Source organism: Chromatocurvus halotolerans (genome assembly GCF_004340525.1).
GTDB classification, from domain to species: Bacteria; Pseudomonadota; Gammaproteobacteria; order Pseudomonadales; family Halieaceae; genus Chromatocurvus; species Chromatocurvus halotolerans.
On record NZ_SLWX01000001.1, the window covers coordinates 367,604 to 384,974 of the forward strand.

10 protein-coding genes are annotated in these 17,371 nt (G+C 62.5%); 2 read left to right on the forward strand and 8 right to left on the reverse strand.

Translation table 11 applies throughout. The features are described 5' to 3' along the window. Positions 1-28: 28 nt before the first annotated feature. The 4 genes from EV688_RS01615 to EV688_RS01630 form a co-directional block, all read right to left on the reverse strand. Positions 29-3,205, reverse strand: coding sequence for a VPS10 domain-containing protein (locus EV688_RS01615; protein WP_117316686.1), 3,177 nt, complete (start codon positions 3,203-3,205; stop codon positions 29-31). Between the two features lie 121 nt (positions 3,206-3,326). Beyond that, positions 3,327-6,527, reverse strand: a complete 3,201-nt coding sequence (locus EV688_RS01620) for a WD40/YVTN/BNR-like repeat-containing protein (protein ID WP_117316688.1) — start codon at positions 6,525-6,527, stop codon at positions 3,327-3,329. Between the two features lie 115 nt (positions 6,528-6,642). Beyond that, a complete protein-coding gene (locus EV688_RS01625) occupies positions 6,643-8,235 on the reverse strand; it encodes a M20/M25/M40 family metallo-hydrolase (protein WP_240624301.1) in 1,593 nt (530 codons plus the stop codon). A 49-nt stretch (positions 8,236-8,284) separates the two neighbouring features. After that, the gene (locus EV688_RS01630; protein ID WP_117316689.1) at positions 8,285-9,751 is read right to left on the reverse strand and encodes an amidohydrolase; all 1,467 of its coding nucleotides are present in this window, start codon (positions 9,749-9,751) and stop codon (positions 8,285-8,287) included. 163 nt (positions 9,752-9,914) lie between these two features. On the opposite strand from EV688_RS01630, the gene EV688_RS01635 reads away from it, so the two are divergent. Then, positions 9,915-10,991: a dipeptidase gene (locus EV688_RS01635; RefSeq protein ID WP_117316691.1), complete on the forward strand. Its 1,077-nt coding sequence runs from the start codon at positions 9,915-9,917 to the stop codon at positions 10,989-10,991. Between the two features lie 68 nt (positions 10,992-11,059). Here EV688_RS01635 and EV688_RS01640 read toward each other — a convergent pair whose 3' ends face one another. The 4 genes from EV688_RS01640 to EV688_RS01655 all read right to left on the reverse strand — a co-directional run bounded on the left by EV688_RS01640 (position 11,060) and on the right by EV688_RS01655 (position 14,658). Next, entirely contained in the window at positions 11,060-11,932 is an 873-nt protein-coding gene (locus EV688_RS01640) for an alpha/beta fold hydrolase (RefSeq protein ID WP_117316693.1), read from the reverse strand. Further along, positions 11,929-12,867 (reverse strand): cupin-like domain-containing protein, encoded by a 939-nt coding sequence (locus EV688_RS01645; protein ID WP_117316695.1) that lies wholly within the window; start codon positions 12,865-12,867, stop codon positions 11,929-11,931. Before EV688_RS01645 ends, EV688_RS01640 begins: the two co-directional genes overlap by 4 nt. Next, a complete protein-coding gene (locus EV688_RS01650; RefSeq protein ID WP_162883859.1) occupies positions 12,864-13,493 on the reverse strand; it encodes a chalcone isomerase family protein in 630 nt (209 codons plus the stop codon). The genes EV688_RS01645 and EV688_RS01650 overlap by 4 nt, the downstream gene beginning before the upstream one ends. A gap of 244 nt (positions 13,494-13,737) precedes the next feature. Continuing rightward, complete coding sequence (locus EV688_RS01655; RefSeq protein ID WP_117316699.1) at positions 13,738-14,658, reverse strand: SMP-30/gluconolactonase/LRE family protein; 921 nt, start codon at positions 14,656-14,658, stop codon at positions 13,738-13,740. A 187-nt stretch (positions 14,659-14,845) separates the two neighbouring features. Here EV688_RS01655 and EV688_RS01660 point away from each other — a divergent pair, with 187 nt between their 5' ends. Beyond that, complete coding sequence (locus tag EV688_RS01660; protein WP_117316701.1) at positions 14,846-17,326, forward strand: DUF305 domain-containing protein; 2,481 nt, start codon at positions 14,846-14,848, stop codon at positions 17,324-17,326. The last annotated feature ends 45 nt before the right edge of the window (positions 17,327-17,371 follow it).

Genomic DNA, 17,371 nt, shown 5'->3' on the forward strand with positions numbered 1-17,371 from the left:
TTTCCCCATCAGCTGGCAGCAGTCAGCCTCAGTCCGACTGTCGGTCGGTTTCCACCGCCGGCGCCTTTACCGCGGGCCCTGCCACCGCATTGAAGGCGGCAAGGTCTTCTTCCACCAGCGTATCCCAGGCCTCCATGGCTGCCTGCCATTCGGGCCGCAGATCCTGCAGACGTTCACGCTGTCCCCGGGTCAGCCCGAGCACCGCATTGTCGGCCTGCTGGTAGACATCAATCAGGAAGGTGTCCAGCCGGGGATGGAAGTTGAGCACATCCTGAAAGGTCTCGCGGTCCGGTGTCGTCACTGAGGTCTGCCACGTTTTCAGGGCTGCAAGCAGACTCTCGGCGGCCTCTTCTACCTCATCATCGCCCGCCTCGGCCGCCAGTGCCTTGCGCAGTTCCACCTGCTTCTGCACGCTCTGCAGGCTGCCGATACGCCGGTAGATGCCGTCAATCATGTCGAAGACTTCAGCAAGGAAGGTCTGCTGCTCGGCAATGGCCTCCGCCTCGTAGCGGTTGATCGGATCCCAGATCAGCTCGACGCTTTCCTCCAGGGTCTCCTCACCCAGGCTCAGTCGCAGCGTATAGCTGCCCGGCGCCAGCCGATAACCGGCAATGGTCTTGTCCTTGCCCGCGCCGTAGGCGACGTCGTAGTCAAGTTTGGTTGCGGGGGCCCCGCGCAGATCCCACACAAAGCGGTTGATGCCCTCCTGCGCGGGCAGCGCCATCGCGGTGCCACTGCCGCCGCCCTTGTGTCCCTTCTCGGCATCCGTGGCGAATTCGCGGACGACCTGCCCCTCAGCGTCCAGCACCTCGAGCGTGAGCGACTGCTCGTCCAGGTCGATCTGGGCGGGCAGCGCGTAGTAGATCACCGCACCGTTGGGGGCACTCGGCGCCACACTTTCTCCACCGGTTGCCCGGCCCTCGGTCGGCGTCAGGCGGTAGGCCGGTGAGGGTGTGTAGAGATGGAAGGGCGCGGTTTTCTGCGCCGGTGCAAACTGCCGCAGGGGCGCGATGTCGTCGAGCACCCAGAAGGCGCGGCCCTGGGTCGCCAGCACCAGGTCGTTGCGACGCACCATGAGATCCGTGACCGGCACCACCGGCAGATTCGTCTGCAGGGACTGCCAGTCGGCGCCGCCGTTGAAGGACAGGTACAGCCCCCGCTCCATGCCCGCAAACAGCAGGCCCTCGCGCTCGGGGTCCTCACGCACCACCCGGGCAAAGTGCGCCTCCGGCAGACCGTCGCTGATCGACGTCCAGCTGTTTCCGTAGTCCGCCGTGCGATACACATAGGGCCGATTATCGCCTTCCTTGTACTTCATTACCGTCACGTAGGCTACCGCCGGGTTATGGGGAGACACCTCGATGGCATTCACCAGCCCGCGACCCACGCCCCGGGGCGTCACGTTCTTCCAGGTCTCGCCGGCGTCACGGGTGACATGGACCAGGCCGTCATCGCTGCCAACCCACAGGGTCGCGGCGTCGTGAGGGCTCTCGGCGAGGGCGAAGATCGTGTTGTACTGCTCGATGTTCTCGTTGGTGTAGGGGCCTGCGCCCCTGCCCTGCTTGTCGTCCTCGTTGCGCGTCAGGTCCGGACTCGCTTCCGTCCAGTTGAAGCCGCGATCGCTGGATTTCAGCAGCACGTTGGCAGCGTGGTAGATCACCTCCGGGTCGTGCAGCGACACGTGGATAGGCGCGTTCCAGTTGAAGCGATACTTCGCGTCCCGGGACAGCTGTCCCAGCCCGAGCTCCGCATAGGCCTTGATGGAGCGCGTGGTGCCGGTCTCGGTGTCGAACTCGTCGATCAGTCCGAGGTAACAACCGGCGTAGGTGTAGCGGGGATTGTCCGGATCCATCGCCACATAGGCGCTTTCGCAGCCGCCGTGCACGTCCCAGTCATCCCGGCCAATCTCGCCATCGCGGGAGCGACTGCGAATCGCCACCGTGGAATTGTCCTGCTGACCGCCATAGATCCGGTACTCGAAATCGTTGTCCGTGTTGACCCGGTAGAACTGCGCCGTCGGCTGATTGTCCTGACGGGACCAGCTCTCGCCGCCATCGAAGGAGACGTTCGCCCCGCCATCGTTGGCGTTGACCATCCACCGGGAGTTATCCGGATTCACCCAGAGGTAGTGATTGTCGCCGTGGGGAACCTCGACCGGGGAGAAGGTCTTGCCGCCATCGATGGACTTCATGAACGGCGCGTTCAGGACATACACCGTATTTTCGTCATTCGGGTCTGCAAAAATGTGCATGTAATACCAGGAGCGGGCGCGCAGGATGCGTTCCTTGTTCAGCTGGCTCCAGCTGTCACCGCCGTCGTCCGAGCGGTACAGGCCGCCCTCGTCACCCTCGGCCTCGATAATGGCCCAGACGCGCCCCGGCTTTGCCGGCGAGGCCGCAACGCCGATCTTGCCCATACCCTCGGGCAGGTCGTCGCTGAGTCTATCCCAGGACTCGCCGCCGTCCGTCGAGCGCCAGATGCCGCTGCCCTCACCGCCGGAGCGCAGCGACCAGGGCTCGCGCTGGTTATCCCACAGGGCGGCGAACAGAATTCGCGGATTGCTCATGTCGAGGGCGAGATCCACCGCGCCGGTGGTGTCATTCGGGGCCTCGAGCACCCGGCGCCAGGTCGCCCCACCGTCTGCCGACTTGTAGATACCGCCGCTGTCATCGGGCGCATAGGTGTTGCCCTGGGCCGCGACCCAGACGACATCGGGGTTCTGCGGATGGATGCGGATCTCACCGATCTGCCGGACATTCTCCAGACCCACGCGGGTCCAGCTCTTGCCGGCATTGGTCGATTTGTAGACGCCATCGCCCTGTGAGGAAGCAATGTTGCGGAACGGCGACTCCCCCATGCCCACGAACAGCACGTTTGGATCGGACTCGGCAACGGCAATCGCGCCCACGGCAGACGAACCGAAGTCCTTGTCAGAGATCGGCGCCCAGCTCGCACCGGCGTTCTCGGTTTTCCACACACCCCCGGTTGTGCCCATGTAATAGACATGGGGGTTGTCCTTCACGCCCACGGAGACGGTCGCCCGGCCGCCGCGGAAGGGCCCGACGTTGCGGGCTTCAATGCCATCAAAGAACGCGCGCTCTTTTTCGGCACTGAAGGCCAGCGATGACGTCATTGCGGAAAGCAGGGAGAGAGCGAGGGTGCAGCGGGAAAGAAAACGGACAGGTTTGACGCAGGATGACTTCATGGAATGTCCTCGGCAAAGCATGAAAGGGTTTGGCGTAACCGTTCAGCCCGGACGGGAATGCATGAGGGTGAACGACTGTCGTGAAAAAGACAGGGCGGCCGCAGCCGCCCTGTCGATAGGATCAATCAGCGCTCATGCTGATCATGTCAATGTCCGCCGACTTGATGCGCGCATTCAGGCTCGGGATCTGCTCTTCCCAGACGGTATCCAGAATCGCCAGCTGCGCTTCAATCGCGCTGCTCAATTCCGCCTTGACCGCCTGTGCCTGCGTTGTCGGCCCCTGGTCACCGAGGGACACCATGCGCATCAGACTGGCCAGCTTGTCGTTCAGCCGGATCGGGAAGTTCAGCGGGTCCTGTCGACTCTGGTTCTTGGTCTGGTAGAGGGTCTCCTCCACATCGGTGATGGTCTCACCGATGGAAAGAATCTCTGCCAGCAGAGGCGATGGCTGTTCCACGCTGTCACCGGCGTCTAGGAGCCGCGTCTTCAACGAGTCGAGCTTTGATCGCAGCGTCCTGATCTTGCCGATTTCCGTGTGCGTGCGCGACAGCAGGTCGCGGGTTTCGCTGACAAAGGCAAATTGCGCCGCCATGTCTTCCGCCGATGCGCTGGAGCGCGGGTCCTGCACGACGCTGAAGCTGACTTCCTGTACCTCATCGCCGACGCGAAGTTCCGCACGGTAGTCGCCCGGAACCGCGCGCGGTCCGTCTTTCATGTCAGACCACAGTATGAGCCCGTCAAAGCGCTCCATGCCCGGATAGTGCAGGTCCCAGACATGGCGATTGAGGCCGGGCTCGGCGGCGAGCACGCGGGTATCCGCAGCGCCGCTGTCTGCATTTTCCGGGGTGCTCTCCTCGCCGTCAGCCGGCTTCCTGCTCCAGGTCCAGATGGCATCCTCATCATCGGCTGCATAGACCGAGAGCTCCACCGGCGTGTCGTCGCCGAGGCTGTCGGGCAGGCTGTAGTAGATCATGGCACCCTCGGGCGGGTTGGTCCCTGCGGGATCCGTATTCCTGTCCCGGCCCCGGGAGAGAAGCCGATGCGCCGATCCGGGCGTGTACAGGTGCACCGAATTGCTATGCGCCTCATCCAGCTGTCGCAGGGGGCTCAGGTCATCCATGATCCAGTAGCCCCTGCCCTGTGTGGCAGCGACCAGGTCACCTTCCTTGATGAGCATGTCGGTGATCGGCACGATGGGAAGATTGAGCTGGATGGGGCTCCAGCTGCTGCCGTTATCCAGCGAGTAGTAGGCACCGCGCTCGGTGCCGGCAAACAGCAGCCCCTCACGCTCGGGATCAGCGCGCAGTACCCGGGTGAAATGCGTGTCCGGAATGCCGGAGTCGATGCGCTTCCAGCTCTTGCCCCAGTTGTTCGTGTAGAACAGGTAGGGCTTGAAGTCGTCAAGCTTGTAGCGGGTTGCCGCGAGATATGCGCCGCCCTCGTTGAAGGGATCCGCATCGATGCTGTTGACCATGGCCCACTCGGGCAGCGCCGAGGGCGTGACATCGTCCCAGGACTCACCGCCATTGCGCGTGAGGTGAACCTTGCCGTCGTCACTGCCGGCCCACATGACGCCAGCTTCGTGCGGGGATTCCGTCAGTGCGAAGACCGTACCGTAGTACTCGACACTGGTGTCGTCCTTGGTGATCGGTCCGCCGGATTTTCCCATCCTGCTCTTGTCATCGACCGTCAGGTCAGGGCTGATCTGTGTCCAGCTCTCGCCGAGATCGTCGCTACGGAACACCGCATTGGCGGCCACGAAAAGCACGTCGGGATCGTGCAGGGAGAAGCTGATCGGGTAGTTCCACTGGAAGCGATACTTGAGTTCCGCGGCGCCCCAGCCCATGGGGTTGTCGGGCCAGACATCGATAGCGCGACGCTCGCCGGTGCGATGGTTGACCAGGCGCAGCAAGCCGCCGTAGGAGCCACCGACAACCACATCGGGATCATCGGGTTTGGCCGCGATATGCCCGCTCTCGCCTCCGGCCGTCGGCTCCCAGTCGCGAACGCTGATGGACGAACCCATGGCAGACTGCGAGCGGATGCGGACGGCGGAATTGTCCTGCTGACCGCCGAGCAGACGATAGGGGAAATCGTTGTCCGCGGAGACACGGTAGAACTGCACCGTCGGCTGGTTGGCCTGGGTAGACCAGGTCTCGCCGCGATCATAGGACACGTTGGCACCGCCATCGTTGGACTGGATCATGCGCAGGGGGTCCGCCGGATCAATCCACAGGTCGTGGTTGTCGCCGTGGGGCACCTCGATCTGGCTGAAGGTCTTGCCGCCGTCCTTGGAAAAGTGGAACTGCACGTTCAGCACGTACACGGACTCTTCATCGACCGGGTCGGCGTAAATGCGCGAGTAGTACCAGGCGCGCTGGCGAAGATTGCGATTGTCGCTGGTCTGTTTCCAGGTCTGGCCGCCGTCCCGCGAGCGGAACACACCGCCCTCTTCCGCCTCGATAATAGCGTAGACATTCTGGTTGTTGGTCGGCGACACGGTCACGCCGCTGATGCCGATAGTGCCCTTGGGAAGGCCCTCGTTGCCGGTGAGCTCTTCCCAGCTGTCGCCACCGTCAACGCTTTTGTAGATGCCGGAGCCCGGGCCACCGCTCTCGAGGGAGTAGGGTGTGCGCTTCACGCGCCAGAAGCTGGCGTAGAGGATGCGCGGGTTGGTGGGATCCATCTCGAGATCCACGGCACCGACCTCATCGTTGACGTAGAGCACCTTCTCCCAGCTCTCACCGCCGTCCCGGGTGCGGAAGACGCCCCGCTGCTCATTCGGACCGAACAGGTGTCCCATGACCGCCGCGTAGGCGATATCCGGATTGGTCGGATGCGTGCGAATGCGGGAGATATGCTGCGAATCCTCAAGACCGGCCCGGAACCAGGTGTCGCCGGCGTCCAGGGACTTCCACATGCCATCGCCCGGAGAGACATTCCCCCGCACGGTCTTTTCGCCGGTACCCACATAGATGACGTTCGGGTCCCAGGTGGAGACTTCCACGGCACCGATGGATCCGCCGAAATAGCCATCGGAGATATTGTCCCAGCTTGCGCCGCCGTCGTCCGTTCTCCAGACACCACCGCCAGTCGCGCCGAAGTAGTAGCGATCGCGATCACCCGGAATGCCGGTCACCGCCGCAGAACGACCGCCACGAAATGGACCTACCTCGCGCCATTCAATAGCGCGGATCTCCGCGGGGAAGGTGCTCTTGTCGATATCGGCGTGCGCGCTGCCGAAACTTCCCGCGAGAGCGACCGACAGCACCGCGCTCACCGCGGAGCGGCGAGCAAGTCGGGACAGACCTTGAGATGTCATCTGGATCTCCTGTGTGGATGGTTGACGTTTATTGTTCGCTACCGAACACTACCACATTATCCCCGCAAGTCTACGGGGCACCCGGATTCGGGAAGATCGCCCGGGAACCCGCCTGTCAGTCGGCAGAAAGGGCATAGATAAAGTCCACGTAGGCCTTCTCGATCTCGGCAAGTCCGGCAGCGTCGGTGCCCTCGGCCGGCTCGATGAGCATGATCTCATTGGGCGCGTGAGCCCCGTTACCGTAGCCCAGCCCCCAGGGCATCATCGGCAGCTTGAGCCGCTCGGTAAACTGATAGAACGGCGCGGAGCCGGCGATACGCGGGTTCACCGACGGCGTGCCCGCATACTTGCGGGTCACGCCGAGCGCCGCCTGCACCAGCGCGGTATCCACGGAGGTCTGCGCTGCCGGATACCCGGACAGTTTGCGCAGCAGAATATCGGCGTAGCCGTTGGCGTCGAGGAAGGCACGGATTTTTGCCAGGTGCTCATCGGGGTCGATGCCCACCGGCAGACGGGAATCCATCTTCGCAGTGGCCTTGTGCGGCAGAATGGTTTTCATGCCCTCCCCGGTATAGCCCGCATAGATGCCATCGATGTTAAGCGTTGGCGTGTAGGTCATCTCCATCACCAGCTGCTCGGGATCGGCGTCATCCATCCAGCGCTCGATACCGAAAGCGTCCTTGACCGCCGACATGCGATTGGCGCCCTGAAGCGACGCCGCGATCAGCGATTGTTCCTCCTCGGTCGGCGGTCGGATGCCCTCGTAAAAGCCGGGCACGTTCGCGGTATTGCCGTCGGGTGTGGTGAGCAGCGCCAGCGCCTGCACCAGCCGCCACACCGGCGAGTCGAGCGCCGCCTTGTAGGAGCCGTGAATTTCCGACGTAACCGGACCGCCCCACTTGCCACCGCGGGCCTCCAGCTCCCAGTAAGCGATGCCCTTTACCCCGAGAAACAGATTGATGTCCCCGGAGGGCGACTGCATGTTCATGGGGAAAATCACCCCGTCCGCCGTGCGCAGGCGATCCTCATACTTGTCGATAATCTGCGGATAATGCGGTGAACCGAGCTCCTCCTCCCCCTCGGCGGTGATCATCAGGTTCACCGGGAGTGTTCCCTCCACGGCGATAATCGACTCCAGTGCATTGAGGAACGCCCGCTGCGGGCCCTTCTGGTTGGTCGCGCCGCGGGCCATGATGGCCTTGCCCGCGGGATGATCCACCATCGCCGCATCGAAGGGCGGCGATTGCCAGTCCTCCGGGTTGACCGGCTGCACGTCATACATCATGTACACCATGAGAGTTTTCGGCGCGCCGGCGTCGTAATAGGCCCAGACCCCCGGATGACCGTCGGTGGGAACCCGCTCCACCTCCTGGAAACCCATGTCGCGGAAATCGTCTACCAGCAGGTTGGCCATGTCATCGATGCCGACACTCTGGGCGCTTATGGAGGGCTGTCGCAGCCAGCGCTGCAGATTGCCGATGTGCGCACCCAGGTTCTCATCGATGTGCTGATAGATCGCGGAATGCTGTCCCTCATAGGGAACGATGCTGCTGTAATCGTAGGGGTAGCTCATGTCGATGGAGAACGACGGTCGCCCGTTGTCGCCCAGCGTCATGCTGCCCTCGCCGGCGGCGAGGGATAAAGATGCCGCCATACCGCTGGCGATCAAGGCCGTGCCTAGCTTGCAGAACCCGGGGTTGCGGAACATCGGGCAGTCTCCTCGTCGTGGAAAGAAATGAAATCGCGCACTCCGCACGCTACTTGCGGTAATCCAGCGCCGGCTCGCGATCGCCAAGCAGGGCTTCATAGCGGAAGTCGGGGCCGGTGCGCGTGTCGAACTCGGCTCTCGCCTGCTCGAGCAGAGCGGGCTGGGTGAAAAGATCAACCGCACTCAGCGCCAGCGTCTTGGCCGCCACCATCATTCCCTTGTAGCCGATGGGCGTGCCGCCAGCGGCTACGGCCTGCCAGCTGTGCGCCGGTGTACCGGGCACCCAGGTGGCAGCTCGCATGGCGGCCATGGGCACGCTCCAGCTGACGTCGCCGGTATCGGCCGAGGCCTTGCCGCGGGTGAACTCCATGGGCTGCACCACCGCCGCTGACGCGATGTCCGGCAGGTTCTCGCCGAGGGTCTCGCGGATTTGCCGCGCGAACGCCTCGTCTTCAGCGCTGTACTTCACGCCGCCGACCCGCGAGAGGTTGTTGTGCAGGGCGCCGGCCAGTGTCTCGTTGGGCAGGCGCGGGTAGGTACCGCCGATGATCTCGTAAGCCATGTCTGTTTCCGTGCCCATGGCTGCCCCCTCGGCGGCACGCACGACACGCGACCAGACCGAGCGCACCTCATCCACATCCTCGTGCCGCACAACGTAGTACACCTCGGCCGACTTCGGCACAATATTGGGGGCATTCCCGCCATCGGTAATCACGTAGTGGATCCGCGTGGACTCCGTCGTGTGTTCGCGCAGCATGTTGACCATATCGTTCATGGCCTCCACCCCGTCGAGCGCGGAGCGACCGCGCTGGGGTGCCGCTGCCGCGTGAGCGGAGACTCCCGTGAAGCGGAACTTGCCGGAGATCGTGGCGAGGTTGGTCCCCGGGTTGGCGGTATTGGCGTCGCCGGAATGCCAGCTGATGACGGCATCCACGTCGTTGAACAGGCCGGCGCGCACCATGTAGACCTTGCCAGAACCCCCCTCCTCCGCCGGAGTGCCGTAAAAGCGGATGGTGCCGGACGCCCCCGACTCGCGCAGCCAGTTCTTTGCCGCGATCGCCGCCGCCATGGAAGCGGTGCCGAACAGATGGTGCCCACAGGCCTGGCCGGGGGCGCCGTCTTCAAGCGGCTCTTCGTAGGGCTCGGCGGCCTGCGACATGCCGGGCAGGGCGTCGTATTCCCCAAGAATGCCGATGACCGGGCCACCCGAGCCATAGCTGGCGGTGAATGCCGTGGGCATACCGGCCACTCCCGCCTCTATCGTGAAGCCCTCCTCGGCGAGGGTATCCTGCAGCAGCGCCGCACTTTCCACCTCGAGGTAGCCCAGCTCCGGGTTGGCCCAGAGCGTCCGCGCGATGGATTCATAGCGACCGTAGTCCGCCTCCAGCGCCGCGAGTATGGCGGTCTTGTCAACTGAAGAGTCGACCTCCGGCGCGTTGCCCTGCGCGAATGACACGACGGGGACGATTGACAGAACGAGAGGCGCAAGGCGCTGACCTAACGGTGCAATAGACATGACTACCCTCCTTCACTGAAGGTTGCTCGGTCCCCGAGTGTACCCCGGCTTACATTGGGAAGAACACAGGCACGAAACAGCGGCCTTTTCTCAATCCGGCCTTTTTTGTGTATCTTGCCAGACAGGATAAAAACACAGATCACTGACAGCGAGGGCAGCGAGCATGAGCACTTCCAGTACCCGACGGGTTTTCATGAAGACGGCGGCCACTGCGCTCGCCGCCTCCGCTCTACCCGGCAGCCTCAGGGCGCAGTCTGACGACGCCTACGATGACATGCTGGTTATTGACGCCCTGTGCTTCGGCAAGGACTGGGGCGATGATGTCTACCAGGCACTGCGTGCGGCGAACTACTCCGGCATTATTGAGAGCCTTCCGCGCCGGGATCTGCAGACGGCGATAGACGCTCTGGTGGATTGGCGAACGCAGATCGACACGCACGCCGACCAGCTGATGCCGGCGCTGCAGGCAGCGGATTTCACTCGCGCAAAAGACAGCGGGCGCACGGCGGTGCTGATGAACTTCCAGGATTCGACCATGCTTGAGGGTGAGGTGAGCAACATTGATGCCCTGCATGCGCTCGGCATGCGCTCCTTCCAGCTGACCTACAACTTCCGCAACCTCGTTGGCGACGGCTGCCTTGAACGCACCAACGCGGGACTTTCGGATTTCGGCCTTGAGGTGGTGGAGCGCATGAACTCCCTCGGCGTCCTGATCGACCTGTCGCACTGCGGACCCCAGACGACCCTGGACGGCATCGCCTTCTCAGAGCGCCCCGTTGGCATCACCCATACCATGTGTGCAGCCATCAGGTCCCACCCAAGGGCCAAGACCGACGAGCAGATTCGCGCCTGCGCCGAAAAAGGCGGCGTGATCGGCATGGTCGCACTGGGCTATTTTGTCGGCCCTGACCCGGGCGGCGAGACAACCATCGAGCACTACGCGGATCACATCGAACACGCAGTCAAGGTCGCCGGCATTGAGCATGTGGGTGTGTCGACGGACTTCCCGCCCCAGGGCATCTCGCCGTGGGCAACCTACGAGAACTGGTACACGCCGCGCACCGGCTTCTTCAAGGAGAGTTACGAACTGCGCTGGCCACCGTGGATTCCCGAGCTCGATTCCACGGATCGCTTCCGCAATCTCAATCGCGTGCTGGAAGCGCGAGGCTGGTCAAGTCGTGACCGGGAGCGTCTGCTCGGGCGCAACTGGCTGCGCCTGTTCGAGGACACGATCGGGTAGTGTCACGAGTTTAAGGCCCGGTGACGTTCACCATCGATTCGCGGACGTTGCGTCCCCGAAACCGGGCCTTATCTCAGCATAGTTTCCAGCGTCGGGCGTCGATCTGCACGGCTGGTTCCCGGGGGCACGGCGCGGGCAACCATGAAGTCTTCATAATCATCCAGAATCTCCGGGCGCTCGAAGTGCAGGAAATGGCCAACACCGTCGACCAGCAGGCACTCGCAATCCGGGATCAGATTTTTGGCCAGCCACATATCGTCGAGATCAATGATCCGGTCCTCGGACCCATTGACAATCAATGTCCGTGCGCGGATTTGCGAGAGATCAATCACGTCCTGAAGGTGACCGAGCTTGAGAATATTCAGACAGTGCTCGTGGAAGGCCGAAGCATTTGCATCACTGAGATTCTCGAACTGGGACGCGATCTGCCGCTTGTAGGTGGTCGCGACCCCTTGCGCGAGCATGTCGATGATGAGATCGGCACCAGCGGCGTAGTTCCGTGCGTGATACAGCGCCTGGGCATGCTCGACAATACGTTCCATTTCAGCGTTCGGCTTCATGCCGAAACTGCTCAGCACAAGATGCTGAACCGCAGCGGGACACTGTGCCGCGTAGCCTGCGGCAATCGCAGTACCCCAGCTGCTTCCCGCCAGCGTCAAGTCTCCGCTGGGCGCAAAATGCTGGACGAGGGCATGCACAACGTCGATCTGCTCCTGCACCGTGACGTGGGTGCTGCCCGACTTGATCCTCGAGCGTCCGACGCCCGGCATGTCGAAAACGACAACCGTGAAGTGCGGCGAGAATCGACGGGTCACCGCGCGCCAAACCGCCATCGTCTGCAGAATTCCACTGACACACAGCAGCACGTTAGCGTGATCGCCATAATGTCGAAAAGGAATGTGAAAGCGGCCGTGCTCGATGGCACCTTTTCCGGTCTTCATGGCTCGTATCCCAATCGCGTGGTACTCGTGGAAGCAGAGGCTGCATAGTTTGCGGCGATGCGATCAGCGCGCCGTGACTTCCAGCGGTACCATGCCTGTGGTGCACAGCGATTGGCCAGGCGGTCGACAGGCGAGGTGACCAGAAGATTCAGAACACCCCTGACACGATCAGTCCAGCGCAGTGGTGGGGAGCGCAGCGACACGCCCATTCCCGCTTCAAGGTAGTGGAATTCGTGCCACCAGCCCCCGGGCATGTAGAGCGTCTGCCCGGGCTGTAGTACCACCTCGTAACCCCGGGCGAATGCCAGGGCGGGGAATCGGTCAAGGTCCGGGGCGTCCAGGTTAACGTAGCTTCGCACCGTGCAGGGGTGGCGGTACAGTGCGGCGGCGTCCTCCGGTGGAAACAGTCGAACCCGCCGCCGCCCGCGGATCACCGTGTGCAGGACGTCACCCATGTCAATATCGTAATGTAGAGGCGTGGTGCTCCCCGCACAGCCAAGAAAACTGAACACGAAGCGACGGGAGAACTGCAGGCCAACATCCGGAAGATACACGTCGTCCAGCAATTCGGGAATCCTGTTCGAGAGGTTATAGAGGAACATTCGCAGGTCGCGACCCCGGGCCTGCGTCTGTTCGAGAAAGTCTGCAAAGGCCATCGTATCGATGCTGGCCATGTAATCCTGCCCGGGAGCCCCGAAGCTGGCATCATAGACCTTTACACTGCGATCCCCGTAGCGAGCTGACAGGCGTTCTGGCGTCCAGCGTTCGAGGGCAGGCCAGTCTTCGGCAAGGTCTTTCACGACCAAAGGAGAGCGTGCGCGGATGGCCCGGCGCAACGCGGCACCGTCAGCGTGCGCGACAGCCTCCAGCGAACGCCATCGGAGCGCGCTCCGGTGGCCACTGGTGTCAACCGCAGCCTCGAACCCAGCACTCACAGGTTATCCCCAGCGGCAAGCTGGGCCAGCAACTCATCCCGGTCGCAGACCGGATCATCGCCGAACCAGATTGACCAGATCAACCTGGCGAAGGCGGTGTCGGTCGCCGCAAAGGAGCGCTCGCCGTTGAAATCTGCGAACAGGCGCCCTCCGGGGAGCCAGTAGAATACCAGTTGATCACCAGCACGAGCATCGCGATCGATCGCTTTCATGAAAGCCGCCATTGTGGGCTCTGCCTCGGCAAGCCACTCCGGCTGAGCATTCCTGCGCAGGCTATCCGCGAACTCTTTACGGATTCGCTCAACGCCCAGTTTCCGGTTGAACCGGATCTGCAGTGCCTTGCTCCGTCCATCCGTTACCACGGCGTCCGGCGACAGGGGCGGCCAATCATCGACCTCGGCGTAGTGGGCGATGTCGTAGATCCTGAAAAACAGAAAAACCCTCTTGCTCTTGCCGGTGAGGGTCAACCGATGTGTCTCCCCGTCCTCACTTATCGTCTTCTCGGCAGGAAATATCTGCTCGTCCTCGGCATGCGAGGAGGGCATCAGGGCCAGTGAGCCAAGCAGAAATGCCAGGATCAGAAGAACGGCGTTGCCGCCAGCCTTGACCGGGTGTTCGTGAAGCATGGCCTCAATCCTTGACATGATTATCCAGTGTGGCCTGATCCTGCCCGTCCAATTGTCCGATACATCGATGCCAATTGGAGGCCATGAATCCGAGAGTCTACGGGAATTTTCCGACAAAACCATGACAGCGATAATTTGTGACTGGGCGATCAACCCGGAGTGCCGCTATTCACGCCGACATCACCCTGCAGTCTCGCTTCAAAATTCAGGTATTACCTGAGAAAGATTACATAAGCCATTGTTTTCATTTATCCAGCGGCACAAAAGCCAGCGCGTCATTCGGATTCATCGGAATAACCAGCTGATGCTGCACCGAGTCGTAGCACATGGAAGCGGCACTCGGGATGCCCTCGGCAATGACCTCGGCGTCCTCTCCCGGACGGATGCGTGAAACGCTGCCGTAGCGCACGCTGCTAACATACTTGGTGCCGTCGGGCAGAATCACCAACCCGTCACTGCCGCTCTCGGCGGCATGCTCGGTCAGCAGCAGTTCTCCCTGCGGGCTGAAGGTCAGCACGTCATTGTTACCGATGTTGACCACCACGACATTGCCGTCGTTGTCGATAGCGACGCCATTCGGCGCCGCCAGCGGTGCGCCCTGCACTAGCACCGATGTCTCGCCTTCCGGGGTCACGCGGTAGAGGGTTTCCGGCGGACGGGTATTGGAGATATACGCCGTGCCGTCCTCGGCCACGCCGATACCGTTGAGGAAAGTCGAGCCCGGCACCTCGATGGATTCCAGCGGCTGACCACTGGCCAGATCGAAGCTGCGCAGGAAGCTGCCGTCAACGGTATAGAGCACCCCATTCCTGATCGCGCTGCCCAGGGGATGATCGAGGTAAAGGCCGTCGCGCGTGGCCCCGATCCATTTCGACGTGTGCACACTGCCATCCGGGTGGATCAGGGATACGTAGCCATCATTCTCGCGCTGCGCTGTCGGCACACCGGCGTTCATGGCCAGAATCAGGTTGCGCTCAGGATCAAAGGTGCAGCTTTCCGTGAAGCGGAAGCTGCCGTAGACCTTGACGCTGGACGACATGGCTTCCCGTTCGCCCGCCTCATTGGTGGTACCCAGGGGCAGCCCCACCTGAAATTCGCCCTCCTGGGCCTGCGCGCCAATGCCGGCGCAAAGCAGAACCAGCCCTGCTTTTCTTCGTATGTTCATTGCTCGGCACCTCATTGCTTATTCTGGGTTGTTTCGTCATCCGCTAAGCGTAGCAGACCGGACTCGCGGCTTCCCCCCCAAAGAACATAGGCTCACCGTCGCAGATTGCGACTGTCCCCATTCGGATCCTGCTGCGCTATGATCGGTTTTTGTTTACCGACTTCCACACGCAGGAGAACGCATAACAATGACTAGCTATCCCCAAAGGACGGCCCGGGGCCACCGCAAACTGACGCTGAGCCTGGCCGTATCGGCCGTGCTCCTTTCCTCCCTGGCCACGGCCCAGACACCGATTGTGAAACCCGGCGCCCCGGGGGCAGCGAGTCGCGTAATGACCGCCGATGAAGCGGTGACAGTCGCAGAGTCGTCTTACTCGCCTGCGGATGTGCGCTTCATGCAGGACATGATTCCTCATCATCATCAGGCGACGCTGATGGCGGACCTGGTGAAGGACAGGACCAACAATCCGATGCTGGTGGACCTCGCAGACCGCATCAACGGCAGTCAGGCCGACGAGATTGCCTTTATGCAGGAGTGGCTGGCAGAGCGCGGCGAGGACGTGCCGGACCCGTCCGATCACCATGCCATGCACATGCACCACGATATGGCTGGCATGGCGACGCCGGCGCAGATGGCGTCCCTTGAAGCCGCAGAAGGCACGGATTTCGACCGCCTTTTCCTGGAGTTGATGATTCGCCATCACGATGGCGCCATCACCATGGTCGAGGATCTCATGGAGCAGGACGGCTCGGCGTACGACCCGGTGCTGTTTGAATTCACCAACGACATCACCAACGACCAGGCCGTGGAAATCGAGCGCATGAACACCCTGCTGGTGGGGCTATCGGAGGATCCCCGCTCGAATCTCGCGGCGGGTGTTTTCGATGCGGAGCAGGCCATCAGCAATCTGGAGCTGGTCGCCAGCCTGCGCAAGCCTGCAGGCTTCTTTGACCCCGCCAACCCCGCGGAGCGTGGCGCCCGCGCGCTCGATGAAGAAGATGCAGAGCGCCGGGAGGCCGATGCGGAAACCGAGGACGACGAGACCGGGGAGCGGTCTCAGACCATTGCCAAGGATGCGGAAAACCGGCGTCGGCCCATGCTCAGCTTTGCCAATACCGATCTGGCATTTCGCGACGATGTGATGGTTGCCGGAAACTACCATGGCTTCAATGTCTATCGGTTGCAGGAAGACGGCGTGCCGGACCTGACAGCGTCGGTGGTATGCCCTGGGGGCCAGGGGGACGTGTCTATCGTCGGTGACCTGCTGTTCATGTCAGCGCAGGAAACCCGAGGCCGCCTGGATTGCGGCCTCGAGGGTGTCTCCGAGAAGATCAGTCAGGACCGGTTCCGCGGTCTGCGCATCTTTGACATTTCGGATCTGGCCATGCCCACGCAGGTAGGAGCGGTCCAGACCTGCCGGGGCTCACACACGCATTCCGTGGTTTCCGGTCCTGGCGAGGACGGCATCATTACGGTCTACAACTCGGGAACGTCACAGGTCCGCGACGAAGAGGAACTCGAGGGCTGCATTGGTGACATCGCCGGCGACGAGCGCACCGCCCTGTTCCGTATCGACGTGATCGAGGTCCCGGTGAACGATCCGGCGGCGGCCCGTATCGTCGACAGTCCACGCGTGTTTGCGGATGCGCAAAGCGGTGTTGCCGCGGGCCTGTGGCGCGGCGGCGATCATGGTGAAGGCACGCAGGAAACCCGGCGCACGGATCAGTGCCATGATATTACCGTCTTCCCGGAGGGGAACATTGCTGCCGGCGCCTGCTCGGGCAACGGCATCATTTTCGACATCACCGACCCGGCCGCGCCAACCCGCATCGACGTGGTAAACGACAAGGGCTTTGCCTACTGGCACTCCGCCACCTTCAACAACGACGGCACCAAAGTTCTGTTCACCGACGAGTGGGGCGGCGGTTCACGTGCGCGCTGTCGCGCCTGGGACCCGCTGACCTGGGGCGCCAACGCCATCTATGACATTGTCGACGGCAAGCTCGAATTCAGGAGCCACTTCAAGATGCCGGCGCCGCAGATGGAATCGGAGAACTGTGTTGCGCATAACGGATCCATCATTCCCGTACCCGGCCGCGATATCTTTGTGCAGGCCTGGTATCAGGGCGGGATTTCCGTGATCGACTTCACCGATTCTTCCAATCCGGTCGAGATCGCGTACTTCGATCGCGGACCCTACTTTGCCGACGAGATCATCACGGGGGGATTCTGGTCCGCCTACTGGTACCGGAATCATATCTACGGCACCGAGATTGTTCGTGGGCTCGACGTCCTGGAACTGCTGCCCAGCGAGCACCTGAGCGAGAACGAGATTGCCGCTGCCAAACTGGCTGACCAGGGTGAGCTGTTCAACCCACAGCAGCAGTTCCGCGTGAGCTGGCCAGCCGCACCGGCGGTCGCCCTCGCCTACCTGGACCAGCTGGGGCGCGGTGACGGCCTGCCGGATGACATGCAGGCCAAGGTTCGCGACGCGCTTGTGCGTGCACAGACGGCGATGGACAAGGGCACGGGCGACGAGGAACTGGCGCGGGCGCTGGGCACAATGGCAGACAGACTTGGCGGCGTCGAGACGGCAGCGGCACACGCGCGCACTATCGAAGGGCTGTCAACAACGCTTGCCGGTATCGCAGAGCGTCTGCGCGGCTAAGCCGCGTCGACAATCCGCAGGGCCCCTTTTCCGGGGCCCGCTCTA